We start from the raw sequence: 25,264 nt of genomic DNA, 5'->3' as shown, positions 1-25,264 counted from the left end.
AGGATGAAAATGAGTCAATTCGATATTCTAACAAAATACATACCGCTGCTTCAGGAAGATCATATTGGAGAATGGGTAATCGATCAAGAAAATGATGGAACAGCTGAACGCCCAATTCAGATGCCCTTTGTGAATTATTCCGAAACGGTTCGTCACTTGATCGAAGATGTTTATACCTTTGCAAAACAACATCAAGAGCTGGAGCTTACCCGCTACAGAGAGATCCTCAAAGAAAATGGGATTGAAGGTGGACCGAACGATATGGAGAATGTGGACATTTCAAATTTAAATGCGCAGTGTGTGCTTGCTCTCATGATGGGGGTTGTAAGAGCCGAACGGTTTAGCGAGGGTGCCATATTCAATTTCTTTAAAAGTGGAGATATTGTAAAGTGCCTGAAAAGATTGGATTGTTTGGGGTAAATGAATAAATTCAAGGGGTGATGGCATGTGCTCCGCTCTTATCAGAAAGCATTCTTTTAAAAGTGAATCGAAAACCTTCGTTTTAGGCACTATTTGAAAATAGTGCTTTTTTGTTTCTACTGAAGCGAATCGACATTTTTAAATTCTTCAGTTGACCTTCCCCTTAACTGAAAGGTTTATACTTTGATCAGATCAACAAAACGGAGGAGATGCAGGATGTTCAAGATCGGCGATTTTTCTATGTTAAGTAAAGTGCCTGTTAAAACCTTAAGATATTATGACCAAATTGATTTATTAAAGCCTAAGCAGATTGATCAAGATTCGGGATACCGATATTACTCAGCTGAGCAGCTGCTTGAGGTCAATCGAATTTTTCTGTACAAGGAATTGGGCTTTACGTTAAAGCAAATGGCTCAGCTTCTTCGGGAAGATATTTCGGTAGAGCAGATTCAGGGCATGTTTCTGCTGAAAGAAAGTGAGATTCAGCAATTGATCGAGAGAGAACAACAGAAATTAGCGCGTATTAAGGAGCGGATGCACCTCATTAAACGAGAGGGGTGTGTTGAAAAAGAACAGGAGGTCATTATCAAATCTGTTGAAAGCAAAAGCATCATGTCTTTTCAATCCAACGGAACTGTTGACGAAATTCCTTCATTCTTTCAAACGTTTCATCATTTATTACTTAAAATTCAACAAGAATTGATCTCGGGACCACAAGTGGTGCTGTGGAGGGAATCAATGGAAAAAGAAAGTGAGTTCGAATTTGAGGTGGGGTATTCCGTCAAATCGTTAAGGGGCACTCTTCCTCAAGGAATCAAGATACGTACGTTACCTGCAGAAGAAACAATGGCGACACTATTATTTCATTCACATTCTCCATCCGCACAAACTGCTTGTATTGACCTGGCAACATGGATCGAAAATAACGGATATCGCGTGAAAGAAGACCAGCCGGGCCGAGAGATTTATTACCCATTGTCTGAAAATGAAGAAGGCAGACTCATTGAAATTCAAATTCCTATTATAGATGAAATCAAATCGTAAACATTGCCCAAAGGAGAAACGTCACGATGAAAAACAAAACTGTTGTCTATTTACTTGCTTTAGCAGCCTTTTTAATTGGAACGATTGAATATATCATTACAGGCATTATCCAGATGGTCGCAGATGATTTACATGTCACGACGTCTGCTGCTGGATTATTGGTCACGTCTTTAGCGCTCTCAGCAGCCATCGGCGCACCGATTGTCATTGCACTGACGATCAATATGGACCGCAGAAAAATATTATCATGGATGCTGATCATTTTTATTTTAAGTAATTTCATCACAAGTGTCAGCCATTCGTTTGAAATGGTGATGATGACAAGGATTTTACAAGGAATCAGTGGGGGGACGGCTATTGTAGTGGCAATGGCTGTTGCGACTCGTCTTGTAGAACGTGAAAAAAGAGGAACAGCCATTGGCATCATTTTAATGGGATTAAGCAGCTCCTTGGTTTTAGGTGTTCCAATCGGGACATTTCTAAGCAGTATGATCGGATGGAAAGCATTATTCGCAACCATTGGATTGATCACGCTTATTCCGCTGATTGTTGTGTATAGGCGAATTCCGTCTATGAAAGAACAAGAACCGGTGACACTTGGTATGCAATTATCGATTTTAAAAGATAAGCGAATATTACTTGCGGTTTCAGTGACGCTATTCTATGTAGGTGGATATTCCACGTTATTTACCTATTTAACGCCCTTCCTGCAAGCATCAGCAAACCTTAGTATCACAGAAATCAGTGGCATTTTATTACTAGCTGGAATATGCAGCTTTTTGGGCTCCAGCCTTGGAGGGATTGCAGCAGATAAAAAGGGCCCAATATTCACGATTTTCTCTGGAATCATTCTGCAAATCATCATGCTCATGCTGCTAGCATTTGTGACAGGGAGTCTCGCGGTCATGGTGGCTGTCATCATGATATGGATGATCGCTACATGGAGCACATCACCAGCTCAGCAGCTATATCTTGTAACACTTGTACCAAAATCTCCTGATATCGCATTAAGTGTCAATACATCATTTATTCAATTCGGATTTGCCTTAGGCTCTGGTGTAGGAGGGATTGTGTTAAGCGAAACATCTATATTAAACCTAAGCTGGATCAGTGCTGGAACCGTTTTTCTCGCTTTACTCATGACCATTCTGATGGTGGCGTTTGAGCGAATCTCTCAGCATAAGAGTTTGAAAGTGATGGAGCATGGAAGGTAACATGGTTTGAATTTGGTGGCTATTGAAAGAATAATTTGCTACGATAAAATTTTGTAAGAAGGATGAACAAATCATTTTTATCCATAATAGAGATATCTCTTATTACTCTGATAGCTGTATCAGGTATAATCGGATTTTTTCTTAAAGTAACCCGAATGCATAAGAAATAATTATCTAATTTTTGCCGAAAAAGAGATTATCTTGCGAACTCACTTTTTTAGACAAAGTCAAATCAATTAAGTCAATATTCTTTGTTTATGTCTTTTCAACCCATATAAACTATCAAAAGAGTGTAATTTATGTCAAAATCACAAGATTTAATACTTGAAGCCAGAGAATATGTCTCCGTATACCCATAAATTTATTTTAAAGGTAGGCAACTAACCCTAAGGGGGTGTTGCCTATACTTATATTTCAAATAGACTTATGACGTTGCAATAGATACGCAGATTTATTTGTAATATTAGTCTATTATTTTCAAAGGGCTAACCATTGTTAATTAAAGAATTTAAATAATTCTGAATATTATATGTTAATACCTCTTTAATGTGTAATGACCCTATTCTCCACTATTTATCTGCCTCTAAATAAGCTCTTTCAAATATTATATCAGTTGGATCAACATCACCGGGTTCATACCCTCTATTATTATAATCATCTAGGTCATCTAGGTAATCATCAAAGTCCGGTTCAATTTGCTGATCAAAGAATCTTACAACTTCATCATTTATTTTTTCGATAGTAATATTTATTTCAAGTAATTGTTCTATTTCGGATTTAATTGTTTCAAAATCTACCTTTTTTTCTAACTCACTTTTTAATTCCCTTGCTATAGTTTTTGTAACATCAGAATGAAGTTTTTGTATCTCTTCATTAAATTCTTTAGTAGGAGATTCTAGTGACATTAATTCATAAAAAGCACCAAAACCATCAATGTCTTCTATATATTCATAAATCTCGATGTTACTTATGTGAGAATCTAATGAACCGATAAAATCCGACTCAAGTTGTTCAATTATTTCAGGAAGTAATAACTCGTTATTTTTTATTGCTAATAAGATTTCAATTATTCCTTTATACCCTAAATTACTTATGAAATCCTCCATGAAATCTTCATTCATTAAACACGTTTCAATATCATAAAAAGTATATAACGTTGATTCTTCTAAGAATTTAACCAAAATATCCTTTTTCTCAATTTTTTCATCAAAGAAACTAAAATTTTCTCCTATCTCATTAAAATTATTTTTTATAATTGTTTTGTAGCTATCAATTAGGATATTATATTTAGTTATACCATAAAATAAGTATTCTATTTTTTTATTTTCGAAGCTTTTCAAATCTATAAATTCTCCTGATGTCAATTTATTTAACAAAAATTTTTCTGCTTCGTCTTTTTTGAGAATTTTCTCAATTTGTTCAATGTATAATATAGATTTCTTAATTGCATTTATACCAATTTTATTAGCATGAAGATAACTGTTCATATAGTCGTTTATAGAAGGGTTTAAAACACCAATTTTTTCATAATCATTAACATCCATAATTTTAACTAATGATTTTGTCAATCTAGATTTTACTTCATTAAACAGGTTTATTGTACTTTGTGCACGTCCTTCTTGTTCTAATCTGAAAATAAAACAATCTTCTAAAGCATTAATATCCGTATACGTATCAGTCAAAGAAAAAAGAGTATACATAAATATTCTATCTATTTCTTTTAGTTTTTGTTCAAATTCATCCGCCCATACGTCCATGGGATTATTTAATTGACTTAAAATATAGTAATAATAATCTTGAGGACTAATATTACTATATCTATACTTTTCAGTTACAAATTCAATTATTCGTGGGTTATAGTTTATATGTTCAATAATTTTTCTGTATTTTTTATTTTTCTGCAATTGTTCAAAATATACTCTAGGTATTTTATTTTTGTATAGGTGGTTATAAAAAATCTCTGCTTTTTCTTCAATAAAAATTTCATCTATATCAATAGTCTTAATAGGTAAATTGTTTTTCTCTAAATAATGTCTAAATTGAAGTCGGGATCTGTTTGCTTCATTGAAGATAGTAATCCTAGTATTTAAAATAAGAACTTTATTTGCATAATTTTTAATATAATTTATTAAAGATATTAATTCTAAATCTTGTCCTTCTTTTAAACTAAAGTAATATTGTCCTAGACAATCGTCTAATAGTATAACCTCTTTTACATCAGGATTTTGTGATATAACACTTTTAATATTACTAACTTGTCCATCCGTAGTGTATCTAATAATGTAATCCTCTTTGGCAAATGCAGCAGCCAACATTTTTGAATTTATAGATTTTCCTACCCCCGGTGAACCCTTAATCATTAGTAGCCTAGAATTTTTCAAAATTTCTAGTGCTTCATTAAAAACTCTAGTTTGAACAAAATATTTAAAGTCTTCGTTAATATCTTCTAATAACACTTCACTATCAATAAATACTTTATTATTAAAAATGTCCTTTAATAATTTGTCTGCTAGTAACCATAATTTGAAATTTTTTCTGAGAATATCTTGATTGCTCTCTTCTTCTAAAAATTCTACCAAAACGCTCTTAGTAATTATATTGGATGAATTATCCATATAATTCTTGAATAATTCATAAATTACTTTTATATTTGCTGCGGTAAGTTGTTGAGAGACACATATATAATATTGATTTGGATTCAATTCATTGACTTTATCAACTTCTTTTCTTAAAGAAGTCAATAAACTGCTAAAACTACTTTTAGCATAATGTTTTACTTGTACTATAATGTTTTTGTGTGCTGCATCATCTGTTAAGTCAATACCACCATCTCTTCCTGCAGAAAAGTATTGCAATTTAACACCTAATTTTCTGCTTAATATATCTGCACACAGCTTTTCAAATTCAACATCACTTAAATTAGTAAAATCGAACAAATGATTCGCCTCCTAGGAATTACAATAACTTATTGATTTTCTTTTAAATTTAAACTTAATTAAAAAATTTGAAGTACCATTAGTTTACTATTGAATTTTAATTAATGAAAGAGTCTACAAATCGTCCTTGATTTTAAAAGCGTCAACGTCATTTAGAAAGAAATGATGTACCAGTAAGCGATACCCTTTTCTCAAAGATCTGGAATTGGAACATACAGTATGGCCGCTGGTTTGACGAAGAGACAGATGATTTGCTATCAAATGGTGCAGACATGGAAAAGAAATTCAATCAAGAAGGAGAGCGTATCACAGAAGAAGTGAAACGAGCCTTATCCCCTGCGTTTCAAATTGAATACAGCCCAAGTCAATACACGCAACATATCATTTAAAGAATGAATTTCAATTGCTCTGCACAAAATAAAGCTTTACATGTTCTATCATCATCATGTAAGATATGGAGAAATTAAAAGCGAAGAAAAGGACATGAGCCATTTTTACTGGTTACCAGAGAGGGAAGTCACGCTGAAATCTTCCTAACGCAGGAAATGGTCTTACCACCTTTGAGCTGTATTGGGGAAAATTGAAGTATCCAATACCGTCTACGCCACGTTACGGCACCAGAGCCATAAAGCGAATACGCGTTATGGGAATTTGGGTGGAACCACGGATCACACATTCGTCCCTTTATGAGGGATGGGTGTGTTTTTTTGTTCACTCAACTATCATCAGGCTTTGAAAAGGACATGAGCAGCTTTTATCGGTTACTAGAGAGGGAAGTCACGCTGAAATCTTCCTAACGCAGAAAAGTTGTCTTACCACCTTTGAGCTGTATTGGGGAAAATTGAAGTATCCAATACCGACTATGCCACGTTACGGCACCAGAGCCATAAAGCGAAAATGCGTTATGGGAATTTGGGTGGAACCACGGATTACACATTCGTCCCTTTATGAGGGATGGGTGTGTTTTTTTATATCAAAAAATGAAAGGTGTGTCAGTCATGAAAGAAAACATGGTGAAGATTCAATTTCCAGATGGAAAGATAAAGGAGTTTTCTGCAGGTACGACTGTCGCAGGTGTTGCCTCCCATATTAGCCCGAGTTTAAGGAAAAAAGCAGTGGCAGGAAAGATCAATGATCAATTGGTCGATTTAAGTCACCAGCTGGACAGCGATGCTGGGCTGTCTATTGTCACACTCGATTCAAAAGAAGGGCTTGAAGTGCTGCGCCATACATCTGCACACGTATTAGCCCAAGCGGTGAAAAGGTTATATGACAATGTCACACTTGGAATCGGACCTGTCATCGAAAATGGATTTTACTATGATATGAAGCTAAATCAAACATTAAGCGTAGAGGATTTGGCAGAGATTGAAAAAGAGATGGAAAAGATCATAAACGAGAATCATCTCATCCAAAGAAAGGAGGTCTCTTACAAAGAAGCTGAATCGTTGTTTGCACATGATCCATATAAGCTGGATATTTTAAAACGACTCCCATCTGAAGAAGCCATCACAGTGTATCAGCAGGGTGAATTTATCGACTTATGCCGCGGGCCTCATTTACCTTCTACTGGGTTCGTAAAGTCATTTAAACTAACACGTGTTGCAGGTGCTTATTGGCGGGGTGACAGTCATCAAGATGTATTGCAGCGAGTGTATGGTGTAGCGTTTCAACATCCAAAATATCTAGCTGAGTATCTTCATTTCATGGAAGAAGCAAACAAGCGTGATCACCGGAAATTAGGGAAACAATTATCTCTGTTCATGTTTTCGGAAGAAGCGCCAGGTATGCCGTTTTATTTACCAAAAGGTCAGCTTGTCAAAAATGAATTAATGGCTTTTTCTAGAGAAGTGCGAGGCAAAGCGCAATATGAAGAAGTGAGCACACCGTTTATGATGAACCAAGAGCTTTGGGAAAAGTCGGGACATTGGGATCATTATCATGAAAATATGTATTTCTCAGAAGTAGACCATACAAGCTTTGCTTTAAAGCCTATGAATTGTCCAGGACATATGCTCATGTTTAAAAACAGCTTATTTTCATACAGAGACCTTCCGATCAGGATGGCTGAGTTTGGTCAGGTGCATCGTCATGAATTTAGCGGAGCATTAAATGGATTGTTCAGGGTCAGAACATTTTGCCAAGATGATGCCCATATTTTTTGAGAGAAGATCAAATTGAAGCTGAAATCAAACGGATTTTCCAATTAGTTGATCATGTGTATCGGACATTTGGGTTTGAGTACTCTGTGGAACTATCCACTCGTCCTGAAAAAGCGTTAGGCGATGATGCCATTTGGGATATCTCTGAATCAGCGCTAAAGAATGTGCTTGATCGGCTAAAAGTCGATTATCAGCTAAATGAAGGAGATGGGGCATTTTATGGCCCGAAAATCGATTTTCATATAAAAGATGCCTTGCAGCGGAGCCATCAGTGCGCCACAATTCAGTTAGATTTTCAAATGCCTGAGAAATTTGATTTAACATATATCAATGAAAAGAATGAAAAGGTACGGCCAGTTGTCATTCATAGTGCCATTTTCGGTTCTCTGGATCGTTTCCTTGGCATTCTCATCGAGCATTTTGCAGGCGCCTTCCCGTTATGGCTGGCACCAGTACAAGTACAAATCATCCCTGTCTCAACGGTTCACCTTGATCACTGCCTTGAGGTGCAGCAGCAATTAAGAAAGATCGGAATAAGAGTGACAATCGATGAACGGGATGAAAAACTCGGCTATAAAATGAGAGAAGCACAAATGCAAAAAATCCCTTATATCGCTGTCATTGGCGATACAGAAATGGAAGAAAAAACACTGAACATCAGACAGCATGGAGAAAAGACATCTAGACAGCTGTCTGTTGATGACTTTAAACACCTGGCAGCCCACCAAATAAAAGACAGAACAGCTGCTCAAATATGATGTGCTGATTTCATGAAGAAAGATAAGACGTTCATTGAATGATGGGCGTCTTTTCATTTGCGAAAAAAGCCGAATTGACAGTAGAAAGGGAAAATATTGAAACATTTTTTCGGTAAAATCGTAATAAAGATAGAGCGTTCAACAGAAACATTTAAAACGGAGAGGAGTATTACATGGAACAAGCTGCACTGAAAAAGATGAGGACAAAACAAATAGCTGTCTCTAATTTGATATTCGGACTTATGATCATCGCTTTTTTTATGGTGATTCAAATCTTTAATATCCAACTTACACATTTCTTTTTGTGTTTAGGCATTTTAATGCTTCTCCAAGGCATTATAGGCTTTATCAAAAAAGGAAAAACAAAGTTTTTCATACCTATTTTTGAGCAGGTAGCTATTTATGAAAAAGAGAAATTAGGAAAAGAGTGGGAGAAAGAAAAATTTTTAGAGAATGTTTGGAAAGTCGTATTGAGTGGCATTATGTTTTTTCAATCATTTAGTTTTCAAAATGTAACGAATCCATTTAGTGACATCGAGCCTGTATTTACCATTTTCTTGTTTTTAATCGTTCTAGCCTCTATCAATATAAGCATGCTTTTTCGCTTTAGAAAAATCGACCGATCGACTGATGGAGAATTAACAGGCTATACAAAAGAGTCAAACATAATGGGAATTGCTTTAGGATTCTTGTCAGTAATCATCATCTTCATCTTTATCGTTATTTTTGTTCTTCCATAAAACTTAACCAATTTGAGGTGAAACCATTGAATGCAAACATACAACAATTGATTGATCAGACAAAGGCGAAATTTGGCTTAGATCTTTATCATCTAAAAAGACACAGCTTTCATCGTTACGTCAACATGTTTAATGAAACGATTTATACATTCAATATGGAATGGTTCCCCTCTCATGAAACGGAACCTGAGGACGACGATTTAAACCCAGACGGCACAGCCATTATTGAAGTGAATTTGAATACGGGACAGGTGGAAACAGTTATTTTTGTCATGGACAAAACCTATGCGCAGCATGGTGTCACATTTAAGAGACCATATCCAGCTCATGTCATTCAATGGATCGAACAAGAAACAGGGTTAATCTATGGTGAGCATTTTCACATGCATCAGAAGGAGAAAGGGGGACTTTTTTTCGAAGAAGCAATAGATGGTGTGAAAGTGACGCCTTCAGGCAGAATTGAGGTGAAATGGGATGAACATGGACAGCTCATGTACTTTACACACCACGGACCATTTTTAGCCAAAACATTACTGAGAGCTGAGGAATATGTGCTTTCTATTGATAAGCTGGAGAACTTAGCCGAGCAGCAAGTGCAGCAGTTTCAATGGCCTTCCTTCGAGCACAATCGAATTCGAACAATTTATGCATTAGAAGAAATCTATGTCAAGAACGATGGAACAGGAACTATACCGTTTGAAATTGGGCGTGAAGAAACACTTTGTATACACATGAATGAGATCATTGAATGGAATGAACCGTTAAACAAAGCCTTTGAAAAAAAGGAAATGAATATCCATGAGGACATTTCAGCTGAACAAGCTTTCTCATTGGAGCCTTCACCGGATACCATCCCGATATCAAAAGAAGAGCAAACTGAGTGTATAAAAGCAGTCCGAACCTTTTTGGCGCAAAAATATTCAAAGGATACAGGAAAGTGGGTTCTGAAAACACTCCATCGTGATCATGGATACATCCATGCGATATTAAAAACGAACGGGCAAGAAGGCAGTGGATTTATGGACAAGATCAAGGTCTTCATTGACGCCAGCTCGTTTGAAGCCGTTAATTACATAGATAAAAAAGAAATGTTTCAAGTGTGCGGGATACTGAGTCCCTCTCAATCGGCAAGTGAAATTACTGTATCTCAGAAAGAAGCCTTTGAAAAATTGAGAGAACGTCTTGAACTTACACCTATCTACGTCTATGACGAAGTGCAAAAACAATATGTTCTATGCGGAAAGCTCGATTGCCATGATGGTATTGATGCAGAGAGCGGCGAAGTGTTTTCTTTGAAAGACCTCTCATAATGTCTGAAAGAACAGTGAGGAGCTGTTCTTTTTTGTCTCATTGCACCAATTTTTTGAAGAAATTTGGAATTTTGTAGCAGGAAGTTGTCGTTTCATCACGAAAGAAACAGATAAGAATATGATCATAGGTCCATCGGTTGGAATATAGTAGACGTCATACATATGAAACACTCATGACAGTAAACATGATCTACAATGCTTTTTGAAGAAAAATGAAATCGTGTCTCTAGTAGTATACGACATTTGGTGGACTGACATCTTAGGATGACTTTGAATATGTTTGTTTTAGGTAAGCTTGAAGCCATGATAGAAGAAAGTGAGGATATCTACCTTGAGTACATTGGAAGTGTTTCGTCAGTTTTTGGTTGACCATTATCCTGCGTTACAAGATGAACTTTGGCTGAAAGATGTTGATACCCTTCGAATCTCTCCTATTCTTCATCCTTTTCTGAAAAGCAAGCTGCCAGAGGGGATCGAAAAATTCACTTGTGTACTATTCACGCAGCAGACAGATCAAACCGCTGCACCGCTCAAAGTATACCTTCTATTAGATGAATATGAGCAATCACTTTACGCCATTGATTTGATGAATGAACAAATCGTGCTTCATTAATACAGAAGCAAAAAGCTGCTTGAGAAGCTCTCAAGCAGCTTTTTTTGATGAACATTAGTCGATCATATCAACCAATCTTCGGTTCAAGTTGTCCAATTCTTTCTTTGTTGGAAAAGAGCTGATCAGCAGTGTATATCGTCCAAATTGAATAGGGAGCTCGGTATCGGTCACGATCATATCAATCCCAAGTTGATCCATCGTTACATCATTTAATGTATTTTCTGGACTTGTAAAAGTGTGAATGAGAGGAGGCACGCTTAATTTAATTAAATCTGCTATAAACAAACTATGATAATAGCCTAATGTTGAAATAACAAATATGTTCAACACGTTTCTTCGCTCCATTTCAAATTGAACAAGCCCTCTCCAGGTAGACGTAATGATACGGATCAATTCCCGTTCATTTTTCACAAAAGAAGCGAGTATATCGTCTGTTTTTAACTCTTGGATGATATGAGTAATCCTCGAATAGAAGTAAGGAAGCTGCTCTTTCACCTCTGATAAATAACTCGATTTCTTTTTGAAAAGGAATCCATCTCTCACGGTAATTTCCTTAGAATACACATAATATTGGAGAAGAATCAGTGTCATCACCTTGCGATTAGCCACCTCTTGATGATAAATCAACTCCAATTGATTGATAAATGAATGAATGGCTTCAAAGAGGTGTGGTGTATGCGATTGAAAGAACGTCAACTTTTCTTCGACAGATTCAATTGATTTAAAGTGGCCAATAGCTGGTTCGATCAATAGTAAAAAGACAAATTCGTGATGATCCAGTGTAATACCAAAAATGTCCTTTGTCATTTGGCAAATGTGCTCTTCCCAGTTTTTGATTTGATTATAGATACCTTTGGCTGTAGAGGTCTGTTTTTCTTCATTCATCGAGTACGTATAATTGCGTCGTATGGTAAAATTTTTCCTCACTCGGTGAATGGAAACACCGAGCCACAGGCAGTATTTATCTATAGCCACATCTGGTACATTGACTTCGAGCACCTGAAATAGCTCTTGTAATAAATCAACTGCGTCTTGCTTTTGAATATCATCGAATGGCCAAAGCCGGCTTCCATACACTTCAAACAAAAACTCAACAAAGAATTGACGAATCTCCTTCTCATTCCCATGGAACTGCATACTATCTGGGCGTAACTCGATGTCATAGGATGTAAGGATCGAATTGATTTTATGAATGGTGTTATACAATGTGGATCTACTAATATTAAGCGTGTCCATCCATTCATAGAAAGACCTGTTTTGTTCGAAAAAAATGCCGTCAATCAATCGAATTTCAATCGTATCTTTTAAAATTTCTTTGATATAGTAGTCTACTCGTATCGTCTGTGTATAACAAATGGATATGCCTTGTCTTGGCTTTATGTGGATTAACGGCTCTCCATTCTCTGTTTTGAACGATTTCATTTGTTCTAAATCGCTTTGAATGGCACGAACCGAACCGATATGTTCATTCGATATTTCTTGAAGGCTCCACCACTTATTTTTGGATACAAGCAGTTTTAAAATTTTTATCCATCTCTTTGATTTATTATCAATGAGCTCCATCAAACAACTAACTCCTTCCCTTGGCTTGCCTCTATATTATGAAGTTCACTTAAAGAACATTTGATTCTCAAAATAGGCATGAAATGATTGTAATGTTTAGGCTAAATCGTTTTGTCTTCACTTTTGATGATAAAAGAGAAAAAAATTAGACGAAAACAAATGTTATGCGCTGATTCTCCATATTTTTCTTTTAAAAGGTGATAAGTAAGCCATGAATCCTATAAAAATGGATCATTTTAGATATTTTGTTTATTTTTTTGCTGTTGAAACGGTAAATGTAAGAATAAAACGGAGAAGCTTTTTGATTACCATATGAAAGGGAGTAGAAAGGAATGCGATCTATATGATGCTGAACTGTCTCACCATACATACCATATGATACATGCTTGTTTCATATGAATGAACCATATGTGAATATATGATTATATAAGCATGTAAACATCATTTATTGTTCATTCCAGTATAAATAGAAAATTCACATTTATTTTTTCATGATCCCTCTCACTATTCCCCATTTCTATAGACCCCTATCCAGTTACTATATCCACTACTCATGATTACCTTTCAAGCTCATGATTGATCATCTCATTTTATTCATAGGGTCTTAAGGTGCAATTTTTAGAAAATATTTGATTAGAAACGGAGTGGTTTATCAGACAAGATACAAATGGTTTTTTATCGTTGTTGAAAATTAATTTTAGAAAAGGGTGGATGTATTGAAAAGAATATTGTCATTGGCTCTCATCGCGGTGTTAGTCATACAGTCTAGTATATTAGGAATCTTGCCTCTGGCAGGGGCACAAGCCAAAGAAAGCCAAGAAAACATTTATGGGGATATTGAGTTTGCTGATAGCGAAGGAAACAAGTTATCAAACATGGAAGATCAGCAAGTAAGAAAGGCCACTGTCCATTGGTCTATAAAAGGAATTGATCTAAAAAAGCAATATCCGTATGTTCTCTCTCTTCCTTCAGCCATTCAGGTAGAGAAGGAGCAGAATGAACCAATTATTGTCAATGAAGTATCTGTTGGAGAGTATACCGTTTCAAAACAAAATGAAGTGACGGTCATATTTAAAGAAGATGTTGAGCTTGATCCAAATTTAGAAGGAGCAATAGACATCGATGTCACTAGTATATCTGAGCAAAAAGAGAAAACAAAGCAAAACGAGCGTAAAGAAAGCCTTCCAAAAGATGACACAACCTCAACTGAGAAAGACAAAGCAGCTAAGAATCAAGAAGCCGCTCAAACGAAACAAAGCGATGAGGATGAATTACTAAAAAACAAAGTGAGCATATCTAAGCGTGTAGGGCTGCAAAGTGTTTCAAAACAAATGCTGATACAAGAAAATCTCCTCACTGATGCGAAATTGATATTTGAAGATCAGGAAGGAAATTCAGTTGATAGGCCTGATATCAACTCGCTGATTTCCATTAACTATAAGTGGGCCATCCCGAATGGGCATAGCTATAATGGCGGTGATGAATTCCATTTCAAGGTTCCAGAGGAATTAGTGATTTACGAAAAAATCGATCGTCTCGAGATGAAATTTAATCAAGCAACCATTGGTTATTTTTCTGTAGATGAAAGTGGAAATGCCTCCATCGAATTCACTGACTTTATCAAACAATATTCAAATATCCATGGAACACTTCAAGTGTGGACGCAATTAGATAAAAAAACTGTCATTACTGAAGAAAAAGAAGTGGTCATTACTCCAATTGAAGGCAAAGATACGATATCGATCCCGATTCAATACATTCCAAATGGCCCAAATGTCTCTAAAAAGGGAAAACCCAATCGATCTTACAATGCTGAAACCATTCAATGGACAGTCGATTTTAATATGGACTTAGACGATGTGAAACAAGCGAGACTTTTAGATCCGATTCAAGAAGGTCAAGCGTTAAAGAAAGATTCAATCAAGCTTTACCGTGTTGATACAAAGCTAAATGGTGAAACCTCGCTTGGTCAGCTGCTTGACGAAAACCACTACACAATCGGCCAAACAGCAGATGGTCAAGATTTCACGATTGAATTTAAAGATGACGTGCATCTAGCTTACCGTTTAATGTATGAAACGGACATGACGAATCAAGATCAGTCTGCGTTTCGTAATAAAGCGTCCCTTGTCTCTGCTGATAAAGTGATTAGTTCAGCAGAAGGAACAGTGAATGTGACAAGAGGCAGTCCTTTAAGTAAAAAAGCCGCCCACTACGACCCAGTCACACAAATAATTACGTGGGAAATTCGTTATAACTATAACGAAAAAAAGATTGCTGAAAAGGATGCTTTGTTAGAAGACTTCTTTAATGGCACACAGGCGCTGATTTCTGATTCATTTCAAGTCAAGGAAGTCACAATTGATCAGGATGGCAAAGAATCAGGAACAAAAGCGTTTGGAAATTATGTGGTTCAACCTCAAAAAAAGGATGAACAAAACGGGTTTACCTTGCAATTCAATCAAGATATTCAATCGGCTTATCTCATCACATATCAAACAAAAGCAACCGAGCGGATTTTTGAAGCTGAAGAGATTATCAATACTGTAACAGCTGGCAAAGAGAGCAAACAAGGGAAGCAAAGAATTGACCAACAAATCCTAACGAAAAATCATGGAACACCGAATTACAAAAACAAGACCATTCCATGGCGTATCATCTTCAACAAAGATCAACAAACCATGAACAACCTGATATTAAAAGATACGTTTACAAACGAAGGATTGACGCTGCAAAAAGATAGTTTAAAAGTGACGACAGGAAATACAGTGCTTGAAGAAGGCACAGATTATCAAATAGTTGAACATGCAAATGGATTTGATATTCAATTTACGAAAGAAATAAAGACAGAACATGTAGTCACATATACAACGTCTTTTGATTATGAAAAAAGAGCAGATAAAGATCAAAAGAACTTGCGTAATCATGTAAAGCTTGAATGGGTAAATGAAGATGGCAAGGAATTGACGAAGGAAAATCAGTCTGTCTTCACGCCTGACACATATACGCAGTCAAATGGGTTCAAGAACGGAACATATGATGCAAAGAAAAAAGAGATCACCTGGAATATCGGTGTGAACTATAACTTGAAACATTTAGAAGAGGCGAAAATCGAGGATTTCATTCAAGGAAATCAGCGTTTGCTTAAAGATTCAATCACCATCTACTCGCTTGATTTACAAGGTGGGGAAAATGGAGCGGAAGAAAAAGAGGTATTAGCGAAAGAACATTATGACATCAAATTCCTTGAAAATGAAAAAGGAGAATCAGGCTTCGAAGTCATTTTCAAAAAAGCCATTGATTCCCCATACAAAATCACGTATAAAACAAGTGTTGAAGGAATGGATTTAGTAGAGAAAACCTACGAAAATAAAGCAACCCTTTATGATCGAAAGACGAAAGAATCAGACGTGAATGCTGTGGTGTCCATTCCAAATGGAGGGAAATACACGAGCAAATCAGGAAATCAACAAGGGAAAGTTATTGATTGGAAACTGAATATCAATTTTGGTCAATCAACAGTCCAAGATGCGACGATTATAGACCATCCGAGCAGTAACCAAGCAATAATAGAAAACTCATTTCATCTCTATTCGACGACAATAGATGAAAAGGGGCAAGTGACCAAAAAGGAAGAGCTGGAAAAAGGGAAGGATTATGAGCTAGACCTTGAATTCGATCCAGACTCTTTTCAAATCAAATTTAAAGAAGACATCACCAGACCATATATTTTAGAATATCAATCTCTCATTTTAGATAAGGTGGGAAGTACACTTCAAAACGAAGTAACGTTTAGAGGTGAAAATGTAAAAGAAATAAAAAAGGAATCCGAAGCCTCAATTGTGGTAAAACGCACCGCTGGCATGGGAGATGGCACGGGAGCGATTGGCGCTTTAACCATTAAAAAGGTAGATGCGAGTAGTGGAAAAGTGCTAAAAGGAGCAAGCTTTTCTCTGACAGATGCTGCGAGCGGTATCGTCATTGGAACAAAGGCAACAGATGAAGAAGGAGCTCTTCGATTTGATCGTCTCTTGTATGGTGACTATATAGTGACAGAGGTGAAAGCACCTGATGGTTATATGAAGACCAAAGAACCGATCCATGTAACGATTGATCAGCCTTACGAATCAGGAGATCAAGCGAAAACAGGAAATAGCATGACGGTGCAGAACCAAGAAATCCGCCAGCATGTCAAGTTAACAAAAAAAGACAAAGAGACGGGTGTAGCATTAGAAAATGCAGAATTTGAACTAAGAAATGAATCTGGAGATACCGTCCAAACCCATTTGAAAACGGATGAAAAAGGAGAAATTCTTTTCAAACATCTTGAGCCAGGTTCCTATTATTTCGTTGAGACAAACGCACCGAAAGGCTATCAATTAAATCAGCAAAAATGGCCGTTCACAATTAAAGAGAATCAAACAGAAACAACGACTGTAACCGCAGTAAATGACATGATAAAAGGCTCTGCAGAATTGAGCAAAATAGGCGAAGGCGGAGAGAGACTAGAAGGTGCACAATTCAAGCTCTTAGATCAAGATGGGCATGAGCTAAATGATTCGATTGTCACAGGAGAAAATGGCAAGATCACGATAAACGAACTAAGACCGGGTACGTATCAGCTCATTGAAACAAAAGCACCTGATGGTTATGTATTAGATGAAACGCCAATCAAATTTGAAGTACCACTCGATCCAAAGGAACCGGTCATCATTTCGAAAAAGAACCTCTATGAAACAAGTGCATTAGAAGTGATGAAAGAAGGAGAAGATGGCAAGAAGCTTCAAGGTGTTCGATTTGAAATCACGGATCAAAATGACGAAGTTGTACGTAAAGATTTGACAACAGATGAAAATGGGAAGCTTTTGGTCGACAACCTCAAACCGGGCAAATATCAGCTCGTGGAGACAGAGAGTATTGATGGTTACCAAAAGAAAAATAAACCTTATCCTTTTACCATCGAAATCGCACAAAAAACTCAGGCAGAGATCAAAGTAATCAATGATCTTAAAACTGGAGCTGTCCAGCTCACGAAGCTCGGTGAAAAGAATGATGTGCTTAAAGGAGCAGAATTCAAGCTTTTAGATGCAAATGGAAAAGAGATTGAAACGGGTCTCGTCTCAGATCAGAACGGGCAGATCACAATCAGCGATCTTAAACCTGGAACCTATCAGTTTGTTGAAACGAAGGCTCCATTCGGTCATGAGCTTGACGAAACACCTGTCACTTTTGCTATTCCATTTAACCCACAGAAGCTGGTCAGTGTCACAAAAGAAAATAGCCGCACAACAGGCGGAGTGCTGTTGCACAAAAAAGGCGAAGATGGGAAATCTTTAGAAGGGGTTGTCTTTGATCTATCTGATGCTAAAGGAAAGATAGTGGCAGGAGGAGAAGGGATTACAACCAATCAGGATGGAAAAATCACCTTCACAGGTCTAAAACCTGGAACCTATCAATTTGTTGAAAGAAAGAGTCTTGAAGGCTATGAATTGAATGCGAAACCACTTGTCTTTCAAGTTGAATTAGGTCAAAAAAAGTTGATTCAAGTGGAGGCAATCAATCAGCTCAAGAAAGGTTCTGTAGAACTAACAAAAATAGGGGAAGAAAAAGAAAGATTGAAAGGTGCAGAATTTACACTTTTCAATGACAATGGTAAAGAATTGATGTCAGGTTTAACAACCAACGAGAAAGGCATCATCACTGTAAACGATTTGAAACCAGGCGCTTACCAATTGGTTGAAACGAAAGCACCTTTTGGACATAAACTAGATGCAGAACCAGTAGACTTTAAGATTGATTTCAACCCAAATCAACTGGTGAAAGTGACAAAAGAAAATATTCGGACGACAAGTGCTGTGAAGCTTCAGAAAAAAGGGGAGGATGGACAGTTGCTCGCTGGGGTGACCTTTGACCTGATTGATGAGCATGATCAGCGTATTCAGAAAGACTTAAAGACAGACAAAAACGGTCAACTGACAGTCGATCAACTGAAACCAGGAACCTATCAATTTGTCGAAACAGCAAGCATTGCCGGCTATGAATTGGATCAGACACCTATCTCATTTATGATTCGTTTAGGTCAAGACAAACCAGCAAAAGTAGAAATGATCAACAAACTGACGCCGGGGGCAGTGGAACTGACCAAAGTGGATGATGAGGGATATACGCTGGAAAATGCAGAGTTTGCTCTTCTGAGTAAAGAAGGGAAAACGTTGAAGACATCACTTGTAACGGACCAAAAAGGAAAGCTCCACATCAACCATCTAAAACCGGGAGAATATCAATTCGTTGAAACGAAAGCACCTCACGGCTATCAATTGGATGATCAGCCGATCCCGTTTACAATTGAGAAAAATCAGCAGAAGCCACTTCAATTAACAGCGAAGAATCACTTGATCTTAGGAAGTCTGCGTATCATAAAGGTAGACCAGCAGACAGATAGAACCTTAAAAGGTGCAGCCTTTGACATTCGTACAAAAGCTGGGAAAACCATAAAATCTGTGACAACAGGAAAAGACGGAGAAGCCATTGTCAAAGGGCTTAAACCTGGTGAGTATATACTCACAGAGACGAAAGCTCCAAATGGTTATGTAGCTTTAAAGAAACCGCTCATCTTTACAATTCAAATGGGAGAAGTGGAGATCAAGACAATGATTGTGAAAAATGCACCAGTGAAGAATGAAGAGGAACACACGAATCCTCCAGCCTCATCTAAATGGGATCAATATCCGCCTCATGACTCAAACGGTGAGCTGCCAAAGACTGGAGAAGAATGGCTGCGTTATTTGATGTATGCAGGGATTTTACTAGTAGCTTCTGGAACTGTTCTTCTTGTTGTCAGAAGAAGAACCATTCAGTAAAAGGAAGGAACGAGTGTATTGATGAAAAAAAGAACCTTATTAGGCAGCTTTTTGGTGTTCACAGGGCTGATGCTCATCTCCATTCCTTTTATATATGAGTGGCGAACTTCTCAAGAGACAGCGGCAATGGAACAGGCATTAAAGATGATTGAAGAAAATGACAGTGATGCCCTTTCTTCTATTCCACATTTAACTGTGTCAGAGGAAGACCTACGAGATGTGATGGGGCTAGAGATCCCGTCAATTGATTTAAACGAAAAAGTGCTTCCAGTTACATCAAAAGAAAATTTAGGTATTGCACTGACTCAAATCAAATCTCATCAAATGCCAGGTAAAGGGAATTTCACGATTGCAGGGCATAGAGGGTATAGAGGTGATCGTCTTTTCAGGCAGCTGCCAGAGGTGCCGAAAGGAGAAAAAGTCGTCTTACATCATCAAGCGGAAACATATGAATATAAAATTGTCAGCTCAGCTACGATTGAACCGACGGATGTTGATGTACTAAAGGATCGCGGGAAAAATGAACTGACATTGATCACTTGTACTCTTGATGGTCAGAAACGATTTGTCTTAAAAGGAATACGAGTCAATGCTTCAAAGGGTGAGCAACCGTCGGATGTATAACACCAACATAATAGATGATGGGTACGATGGAAAAGCAGCGCTCACGACCGACATGTTACACCAATTATTATCAGAGCATTATCCAACATTAAAAAACGAACTTTGGGATGTTGATGTAGATACAATTCGGACTTCGCCTATTCTTCATCCTATATTAAAAAGAAAGCTTCCAATTGGTATCGAAAAATTCACCTGTGTTTTGTTCACGCAGCAAACAGCAGCTTTTGGAGAGCCTTTGATTGTGTACTTTTTATTAGATGAAAAAGGCGAATCGATTTACGCAATGGATCTCTTGCTCGAGCAGCATGATCCACATTAAACGAGAAATAAAAAAGGAAGGGGCTTTGACTCCCTTCCTTTTTTGTCATTCAATTATGCAAACAACTTCAGCCCGACCACACCAATCACGATCAGCAGCAAGCTGAGTATACGAATCATGTTTTTCGGCTCTTTAAATAGAATCATATTAAACAAGACAGAGCCCGCCGTTCCAAGTCCAATCCAGACCGTATAGGCAACGGATACTTGAACGGAAGAGAACGAGGCGTATAAAAACAAAAAGGATAAGGCAAATCCGCCAACAAATAAAATGCCTGTCGTGATTTGCTTTTTCTTACTAAACATATTGAGGCCAATGGTTCCGCCAATTTCACAGGCAGAGGCTAACAGTACAAAAAACCAGCCCATTTATACCGCTTCTCCTTTCTGCTCATGTGCATCCCCATCAGACACTTTCAGTCCAATAATTCCGAGAATTAAAATGCCCATAAATAAGAGCTTTTCTAATGAAAATGAACCGCCAAACAGCGCATAATCCATCAAAGACGTACCAATCGTTCCAACTCCGGCAAACACGGCGTATACGGTCCCTGTCGGCAGCTTCTCGCAGGCTTTCATTAAAAAGTAAAAATCAACTGGGATCAGGCATATAATGATCGCCCACTCCCACACAGCATCAGCTTTATTTAAACCAAACACCCAAAGTAATTCGAATAAACAAGTGAGTGCGACATACATCCAGCTTTTTTTCATCCTATTTCCTCCTAAAACTGACGATTCGTCATTTTGAAACCAAAAAAGAGCGTACAGCAAGTGCTGTACTAAGTTAAGGTGTCTCTATGCCAAGTGCGTAAAGAAGAAATTGCTTCACCTCTCGCTTTTGAATCAGAACCTCTTCTGTATCTGTTTCTGTAAATAAGTACATTTGCTCAGCAGACGATTCAAGTAAACCGATAATGAATTTGGCTGCATATTGACAGTTCAAATTCGCACGGACTCTTTTGTCTTGCTTTGCTTTTTCTAAAAAAGCAGCGACCCATTTGTAAATCGGCTCATAAATATCTTCCCATTCCTTTAAATGCTCCGTGGCAGCTAAACCTGAGTAGGTCAGAGCAAGGACATCACGGTATTGTCTTGTAAAAGAGAAGATGAATTCAACAAGCGCATCTGCTTGATCGAGGACATCCGCATGCTGAGTTAATTCCTTTTCAATAGCGGGGACCATCTGTGAGATCAGATATTCTGCGATAGCAGGCATGACAGACAGCTTTGAAGGAAAATATAAATAATACGTCCCTTGCGCCACTCCTGCTGCTTTCACAATATCCGATATGGTCGTCTTTTCAATTCCTTTTTCTTTAAACGCGTCAATGGCAGCAAGCATAATCTTTTCTCGTTTCGACACATCTTCACCGACCTTAAATGACTGAATGTCAGTCAGTTTAGCTGAAAAATGACGATTTGTCAATATGGTATTCTCGTCATTGAATATGAGAATAAGTGATGAATAGATGCGGGGAGGCCTGAATAAGCTGTAAATATGGTCAAGCATCATGTGAGAAAGGGGCAGCTCTCCGTATGACTTCCAGTGCTATAGTTTCCATTGCTTATTTTCTCCTGCTCGTCCCGCTCTATCTACATATGAGATACAGACAGGCGAAAAAGCAAAAACGATTTATCTATTTACGTACAGAATTAGTTCTTGCCTGTCTATTTATTTATACGAATGTTTTATTATATTTGACGGTCTTTCCAAATCGTTTTTCCGCACCAAGGGATCAGGTGAGTGTCAACCTCATGCCTTTGCAGTCCATTTATCAAAATCTTCACGCCTACCATCACGGCTATCCCAATCTTGTTTTTTTAAATCTGGCAGGGAACATTTTGTTATTTGTGCCACTTGGTTTTTTTCTATATCAAGCATTTCGTATCATGCGCTGGCAAAAGGCGATTCTTGCTGGCTTTTTCTTGTCAACAATGATTGAAGTGCTTCAATGGATGTTCTCGCAATCTGGTATCATTACAAGAAGCAGCGATATTGATGATATCCTCTTAAATACACTTGGCACAGCGCTAGGTTGTATCTTGTATCGGATGTATCGACGAAGGAAGGAGAAAATCAAGTGAAGCGAGTTTGTATCATTCCATGTGGGGCGAAGAAAATTTGGGACGTCCATCCAGAGGCAGGGAGCCAGCCGGCGAATCTTGTTTATTTAAGTCCGCTGCATCAGTGCACGAAAAGCTATGCCCAAACGTTCTTTTCAGACTGGCTGATCTTATCAGCGAAGCATGGATTCTTAAAGGCAGATGAGATCATTCATGAAAATTATGATGTGGCTTTTGGTACACCGCATGCTGATCAAATGACACGAGAAGCACTAAGGCAACAATTTAATGAAAAACATCTCACTGCATATGATGAACTAGTGATTCTAGGTGGAAAGAAATATCGAAAGGTGATCGATCCTTTGTTACTTCCTCATCAAACAGCGATTTATCCGCTGGCTCCATATAAAGGAATTGGCTACATGCTTCAGGCGTTAAAGCAAGCCGTTGAGACAAAAGTAGAACTTCCGCCGCATATTTAAACCATTCACATCTACTGGTAGGCAGGGTTTTGATCATCAAAAAGAGAATGAATGAAGTAGCGATGCTGATTGTTTCATATCTTTTCAGCAGCCACTAGGATGTCCGCATCGCTTAGAAGAGGTGGCTATTTGAAAAAGGGGGCGTATGAACATGACAACCATCTATTTAGCTGGTGATTCAACCGTTTCATCTTACCCAGACCGTCCTGTTCAAGGAGGATGGGGAGAGTTTTTACATCGCTATACAGCGCAAGGCGTGAGCGTCGAAAACCGTGCAATCGGTGGAAGAAGCTCAAAAACATTCATTGAAGAAGGACGGCTTGATGACATATTGGCTGACATTCAGCCAGGGGATTGGCTGTTCACACAAATGGGGCACAATGATGCTTCAACGGAGAAGCCCGAGCGGCATACAGATCCTTTCACGACGTATAAAAGCTATTTGTCTCAATATATTCATGGAGCAAGAGCGAAAGGAGCAACACCGCTTTTATTAACGCCAGTCGGCCGCTTTCATGAAAAAGACGGTGAATATATCAATGATTTCCCTGATTACTGTGCCGCTATGAAAGAACTAGCCGATGAAGAAGAGGTCCTGCTCGTTGATTTGAATACGGCAAGCCTTCAGTTTTATCAAATTTCCGGCATAGAGAAAACGACCTCTTACTTTATGCTGTCAACAGGCATAGAGGATCGCACGCACTTTACAAAAGAAGGAGCAGATGCGATCGCACGACTTGTTTCGCTTGAATTAAAAGACCTTGGATTAACGATTGTGTGATGGATGACAGGACGAGTAAGCGCTCGTCCTGTTCTTTTTTGCAGAAAGCTATTGATTCCTTTCACTAGAGTAGACTACAATAGATACATATGATAATGAGAATCAATATCACTGACAAATAGATCAATCGATGAAAAACTGGAGGGACTCAAATGACAGAGCAGCTTGAATTGTTTGACGTCACCATTATTGGCGGCGGTCCAGCAGGAATGTACACCGCCTTTTATAGTGGGATGCGAGACTTAAAGACCAAGGTACTTGAATACAACGAAAGCCTTGGTGGAAAAATCCTTCTGTATCCTGAAAAAGTCATTTGGGATGTAGGGGGTTTGCCGCCAACAAGAGGAGAACAGCTGATTCAGCAGCTGGAAACGCAGGCGAAAACATTTGAACCAGAGATTGCACTGAATCAGAAAATCACGTCTTTTGAACGAGATGAACATCATCACATCTTGCTGACGGCTGAAAATGGTGATCGCCATTTGACGAAGACCCTCATTTTAGCGATGGGCCACGGCATTCCTGTCCAGCGGAAACTTGAAATCGAGCATGCAGACCGCTATGAAGTGACAAACCTTTATTACACAGTGCAGGAGCTTAAGACATTTGCAGGAAAGCGGGTTGTTATCTCTGGAGGCGGCGACTCAGCGGTTGACTGGGCAAATGCGCTTGTTCCGATTGCTGAAAGTGTGACCGTCGTGCATCGCCGTGACATGTTTGGCGGACATGAGAAAAACGTCGCCAACATGAAGGCATCTTGCACACGAATTTTAACCCCGCATGAACTGACAGAACTTCATGGTCAAGGCGATAAAATTGATGCTGTCACCATCCAAAACATAGAGACAGGTGAAATCGAACGAATGGAAACAGACGCTGTCATCGTCAATCACGGCATGAAAGGTGATTTAAGTGTATTATCAGAATGGGGACTCAAGCAAGGTGAATGGGGACTGATCGAGGTCAATGAAAAAATGGAAACCAATTTACCGGGTGTCTATGCGGTAGGTGATTTATGTACACATAAAAGCAAGGTCCGCTTAATAGCTGGGACATTTGTTGACGGAGTCAATGCGCTCAATAGCGCAAAGCTTTATATCGAACCAGAAGCCGAAAAAGTGGCGTACGTGTCCTCACATAATGAACGCTTTAAAGAGAAAAACAAAGAATTGCAAACGGCTGGAGCTCGTTAAATCATTCAAATCACATCATAAAAGTGCTGCCCGCATGTGGCAGCACTTTTTATGTGGGACTATGAACTGCGGGGCGCAAATAACATCACACTGACCCCGGCTAAATAGATCAAAGCACCTATCCAGTCGTAAGAAAAAGGGAACTTTTTGGCAAATGAGACGTAGTACATATGGAGGTG

20 protein-coding genes, 1 pseudogene and 2 other annotated features are annotated in these 25,264 nt (G+C 38.1%); of the genes and pseudogenes, 15 read left to right on the top strand and 6 right to left on the bottom strand.

The annotated features are described in order from the left end of the window. Positions 1–9 precede the first annotated feature (9 nt). The 3 genes from C6Y03_RS12955 (at position 10) to C6Y03_RS12945 (ending at position 2,678) form a co-directional block, all read left to right on the top strand. Positions 10–420 (top strand): DUF6508 domain-containing protein, encoded by a 411-nt coding sequence (locus C6Y03_RS12955; protein ID WP_106031330.1) that lies wholly within the window; start codon positions 10–12, stop codon positions 418–420. A gap of 216 nt (positions 421–636) precedes the next feature. Continuing rightward, positions 637–1,464, top strand: coding sequence for a MerR family transcriptional regulator (locus C6Y03_RS12950; RefSeq protein ID WP_106039438.1), 828 nt, complete (start codon positions 637–639; stop codon positions 1,462–1,464). Between the two features lie 26 nt (positions 1,465–1,490). Next, positions 1,491–2,678, top strand: a complete 1,188-nt coding sequence (locus C6Y03_RS12945) for an MFS transporter (protein ID WP_106039437.1) — start codon at positions 1,491–1,493, stop codon at positions 2,676–2,678. A gap of 569 nt (positions 2,679–3,247) precedes the next feature. Here C6Y03_RS12945 and C6Y03_RS12940 read toward each other — a convergent pair. Then, positions 3,248–5,614 (bottom strand): nSTAND3 domain-containing NTPase, encoded by a 2,367-nt coding sequence (locus C6Y03_RS12940; protein ID WP_106039436.1) that lies wholly within the window; start codon positions 5,612–5,614, stop codon positions 3,248–3,250. A gap of 251 nt (positions 5,615–5,865) precedes the next feature. Here C6Y03_RS12940 and C6Y03_RS19370 point away from each other — a divergent pair, with 251 nt between their 5' ends. The 5 genes and pseudogenes from C6Y03_RS19370 to C6Y03_RS12915 all read left to right on the top strand — a co-directional run bounded on the left by C6Y03_RS19370 (position 5,866) and on the right by C6Y03_RS12915 (position 11,197). Next, on the top strand, positions 5,866–6,003 hold the full coding sequence (locus C6Y03_RS19370; RefSeq protein WP_223260758.1) for a hypothetical protein: 138 nt from the start codon (positions 5,866–5,868) through the stop codon (positions 6,001–6,003). Positions 6,004–6,077: 74 nt separating this feature from the next. After that, positions 6,078–6,301: a binding site (T-box leader), on the top strand. Positions 6,302–6,337: 36 nt separating this feature from the next. Then, positions 6,338–6,562 (top strand) — a binding site (T-box leader). 50 nt (positions 6,563–6,612) lie between these two features. Next, positions 6,613–8,534 (top strand): annotated as a pseudogene (gene thrS / locus C6Y03_RS12930) (threonine--tRNA ligase). Positions 8,535–8,707: 173 nt separating this feature from the next. Then, on the top strand, positions 8,708–9,274 hold the full coding sequence (locus C6Y03_RS12925) for a hypothetical protein (RefSeq protein ID WP_106039435.1): 567 nt from the start codon (positions 8,708–8,710) through the stop codon (positions 9,272–9,274). A gap of 26 nt (positions 9,275–9,300) precedes the next feature. After that, complete coding sequence (locus C6Y03_RS12920; RefSeq protein ID WP_106031326.1) at positions 9,301–10,584, top strand: hypothetical protein; 1,284 nt, start codon at positions 9,301–9,303, stop codon at positions 10,582–10,584. Positions 10,585–10,915: 331 nt separating this feature from the next. After that, complete coding sequence (locus C6Y03_RS12915) at positions 10,916–11,197, top strand: hypothetical protein (protein ID WP_003217864.1); 282 nt, start codon at positions 10,916–10,918, stop codon at positions 11,195–11,197. A 54-nt stretch (positions 11,198–11,251) separates the two neighbouring features. Here the strand turns inward: C6Y03_RS12915 and C6Y03_RS12910 are convergent, their stop codons facing one another. Further along, positions 11,252–12,760, bottom strand: a complete 1,509-nt coding sequence (locus C6Y03_RS12910; RefSeq protein WP_060595796.1) for an AcpB/EbpR/MafR family transcriptional regulator — start codon at positions 12,758–12,760, stop codon at positions 11,252–11,254. A gap of 716 nt (positions 12,761–13,476) precedes the next feature. Between C6Y03_RS12910 and C6Y03_RS12905 the strand changes: the two genes are divergently transcribed. Genes C6Y03_RS12905 through C6Y03_RS12895 form a run of 3 tightly spaced genes read left to right on the top strand, consistent with a single transcriptional unit; the run spans position 13,477 to position 20,563 of the window. After that, positions 13,477–19,620, top strand: coding sequence for a SpaA isopeptide-forming pilin-related protein (locus C6Y03_RS12905; RefSeq protein ID WP_106039434.1), 6,144 nt, complete (start codon positions 13,477–13,479; stop codon positions 19,618–19,620). Between the two features lie 21 nt (positions 19,621–19,641). Continuing rightward, positions 19,642–20,244 carry a class D sortase gene (locus C6Y03_RS12900; protein WP_066031777.1) on the top strand — a complete coding sequence of 201 codons (603 nt, stop codon included), beginning with the start codon at positions 19,642–19,644 and terminating at the stop codon, positions 20,242–20,244. Further along, entirely contained in the window at positions 20,237–20,563 is a 327-nt protein-coding gene (locus C6Y03_RS12895; RefSeq protein WP_060595798.1) for a hypothetical protein, read from the top strand. Before C6Y03_RS12900 ends, C6Y03_RS12895 begins: the two co-directional genes overlap by 8 nt. Before the next feature lie 53 nt (positions 20,564–20,616). Here C6Y03_RS12895 and C6Y03_RS12890 read toward each other — a convergent pair whose 3' ends face one another. From C6Y03_RS12890 to C6Y03_RS12880, 3 genes are all read right to left on the bottom strand, one after another. Beyond that, on the bottom strand, positions 20,617–20,931 hold the full coding sequence (locus C6Y03_RS12890) for a DMT family transporter (protein ID WP_003217878.1): 315 nt from the start codon (positions 20,929–20,931) through the stop codon (positions 20,617–20,619). Continuing rightward, entirely contained in the window at positions 20,932–21,276 is a 345-nt protein-coding gene (locus C6Y03_RS12885; RefSeq protein ID WP_017358819.1) for a DMT family transporter, read from the bottom strand. A 73-nt stretch (positions 21,277–21,349) separates the two neighbouring features. After that, a complete protein-coding gene (locus C6Y03_RS12880) occupies positions 21,350–21,928 on the bottom strand; it encodes a TetR/AcrR family transcriptional regulator (protein ID WP_060595824.1) in 579 nt (192 codons plus the stop codon). A gap of 173 nt (positions 21,929–22,101) precedes the next feature. Here C6Y03_RS12880 and C6Y03_RS12875 point away from each other — a divergent pair, with 173 nt between their 5' ends. The 4 genes from C6Y03_RS12875 to C6Y03_RS12860 all read left to right on the top strand — a co-directional run bounded on the left by C6Y03_RS12875 (position 22,102) and on the right by C6Y03_RS12860 (position 25,085). After that, positions 22,102–22,650: a VanZ family protein gene (locus C6Y03_RS12875; RefSeq protein ID WP_106039433.1), complete on the top strand. Its 549-nt coding sequence runs from the start codon at positions 22,102–22,104 to the stop codon at positions 22,648–22,650. Next, a complete protein-coding gene (locus tag C6Y03_RS12870) occupies positions 22,647–23,111 on the top strand; it encodes a DUF6884 domain-containing protein (protein ID WP_106039432.1) in 465 nt (154 codons plus the stop codon). Before C6Y03_RS12875 ends, C6Y03_RS12870 begins: the two co-directional genes overlap by 4 nt. A gap of 151 nt (positions 23,112–23,262) precedes the next feature. Beyond that, entirely contained in the window at positions 23,263–23,892 is a 630-nt protein-coding gene (locus C6Y03_RS12865; RefSeq protein ID WP_034665049.1) for a rhamnogalacturonan acetylesterase, read from the top strand. A gap of 152 nt (positions 23,893–24,044) precedes the next feature. Further along, complete coding sequence (locus tag C6Y03_RS12860; RefSeq protein ID WP_060595800.1) at positions 24,045–25,085, top strand: NAD(P)/FAD-dependent oxidoreductase; 1,041 nt, start codon at positions 24,045–24,047, stop codon at positions 25,083–25,085. Between the two features lie 59 nt (positions 25,086–25,144). Here C6Y03_RS12860 and C6Y03_RS12855 read toward each other — a convergent pair whose 3' ends face one another. After that, positions 25,145–25,255 carry a YnfA family protein gene (locus C6Y03_RS12855; protein ID WP_106037171.1) on the bottom strand — a complete coding sequence of 37 codons (111 nt, stop codon included), beginning with the start codon at positions 25,253–25,255 and terminating at the stop codon, positions 25,145–25,147. Positions 25,256–25,264 lie beyond the last annotated feature (9 nt).

The sequence above is a fragment of the Bacillus sp. LNXM65 genome (assembly GCF_002998575.1).
Taxonomy (GTDB): Bacteria; Bacillota; Bacilli; order Bacillales; family Bacillaceae; genus Bacillus.
Note: the sequence above shows the minus strand (reverse complement) of the source record. Positions and strands in the feature narration are given on the sequence as shown.

Excerpts from the sequence above, each read along its gene's own strand:
- C6Y03_RS12925 (WP_106039435.1), top strand. The coding sequence starts at position 8,708 with ATGGAACAAGCTGCACTGAAAAAGATGAGGACAAAACAAATAGCTGTC.
- C6Y03_RS12900 (WP_066031777.1), top strand. The coding sequence starts at position 19,642 with ATGAAAAAAAGAACCTTATTAGGCAGCTTTTTGGTGTTCACAGGGCTG.
- C6Y03_RS12855 (WP_106037171.1), bottom strand. The coding sequence starts at position 25,255 with ATGTACTACGTCTCATTTGCCAAAAAGTTCCCTTTTTCTTACGACTGG.
- C6Y03_RS12885 (WP_017358819.1), bottom strand. The coding sequence starts at position 21,276 with ATGAAAAAAAGCTGGATGTATGTCGCACTCACTTGTTTATTCGAATTA.
- C6Y03_RS12910 (WP_060595796.1), bottom strand. The coding sequence starts at position 12,760 with ATGGAGCTCATTGATAATAAATCAAAGAGATGGATAAAAATTTTAAAA.
- C6Y03_RS12945 (WP_106039437.1), top strand. The coding sequence starts at position 1,491 with ATGAAAAACAAAACTGTTGTCTATTTACTTGCTTTAGCAGCCTTTTTA.
- C6Y03_RS12955 (WP_106031330.1), top strand. The coding sequence starts at position 10 with ATGAGTCAATTCGATATTCTAACAAAATACATACCGCTGCTTCAGGAA.
- C6Y03_RS12895 (WP_060595798.1), top strand. The coding sequence starts at position 20,237 with ATGTATAACACCAACATAATAGATGATGGGTACGATGGAAAAGCAGCG.
- C6Y03_RS12890 (WP_003217878.1), bottom strand. The coding sequence starts at position 20,931 with ATGGGCTGGTTTTTTGTACTGTTAGCCTCTGCCTGTGAAATTGGCGGA.
- C6Y03_RS12950 (WP_106039438.1), top strand. The coding sequence starts at position 637 with ATGTTCAAGATCGGCGATTTTTCTATGTTAAGTAAAGTGCCTGTTAAA.
- C6Y03_RS12860 (WP_060595800.1), top strand. The coding sequence starts at position 24,045 with ATGACAGAGCAGCTTGAATTGTTTGACGTCACCATTATTGGCGGCGGT.
- C6Y03_RS12865 (WP_034665049.1), top strand. The coding sequence starts at position 23,263 with ATGACAACCATCTATTTAGCTGGTGATTCAACCGTTTCATCTTACCCA.
- C6Y03_RS12875 (WP_106039433.1), top strand. The coding sequence starts at position 22,102 with ATGACTTCCAGTGCTATAGTTTCCATTGCTTATTTTCTCCTGCTCGTC.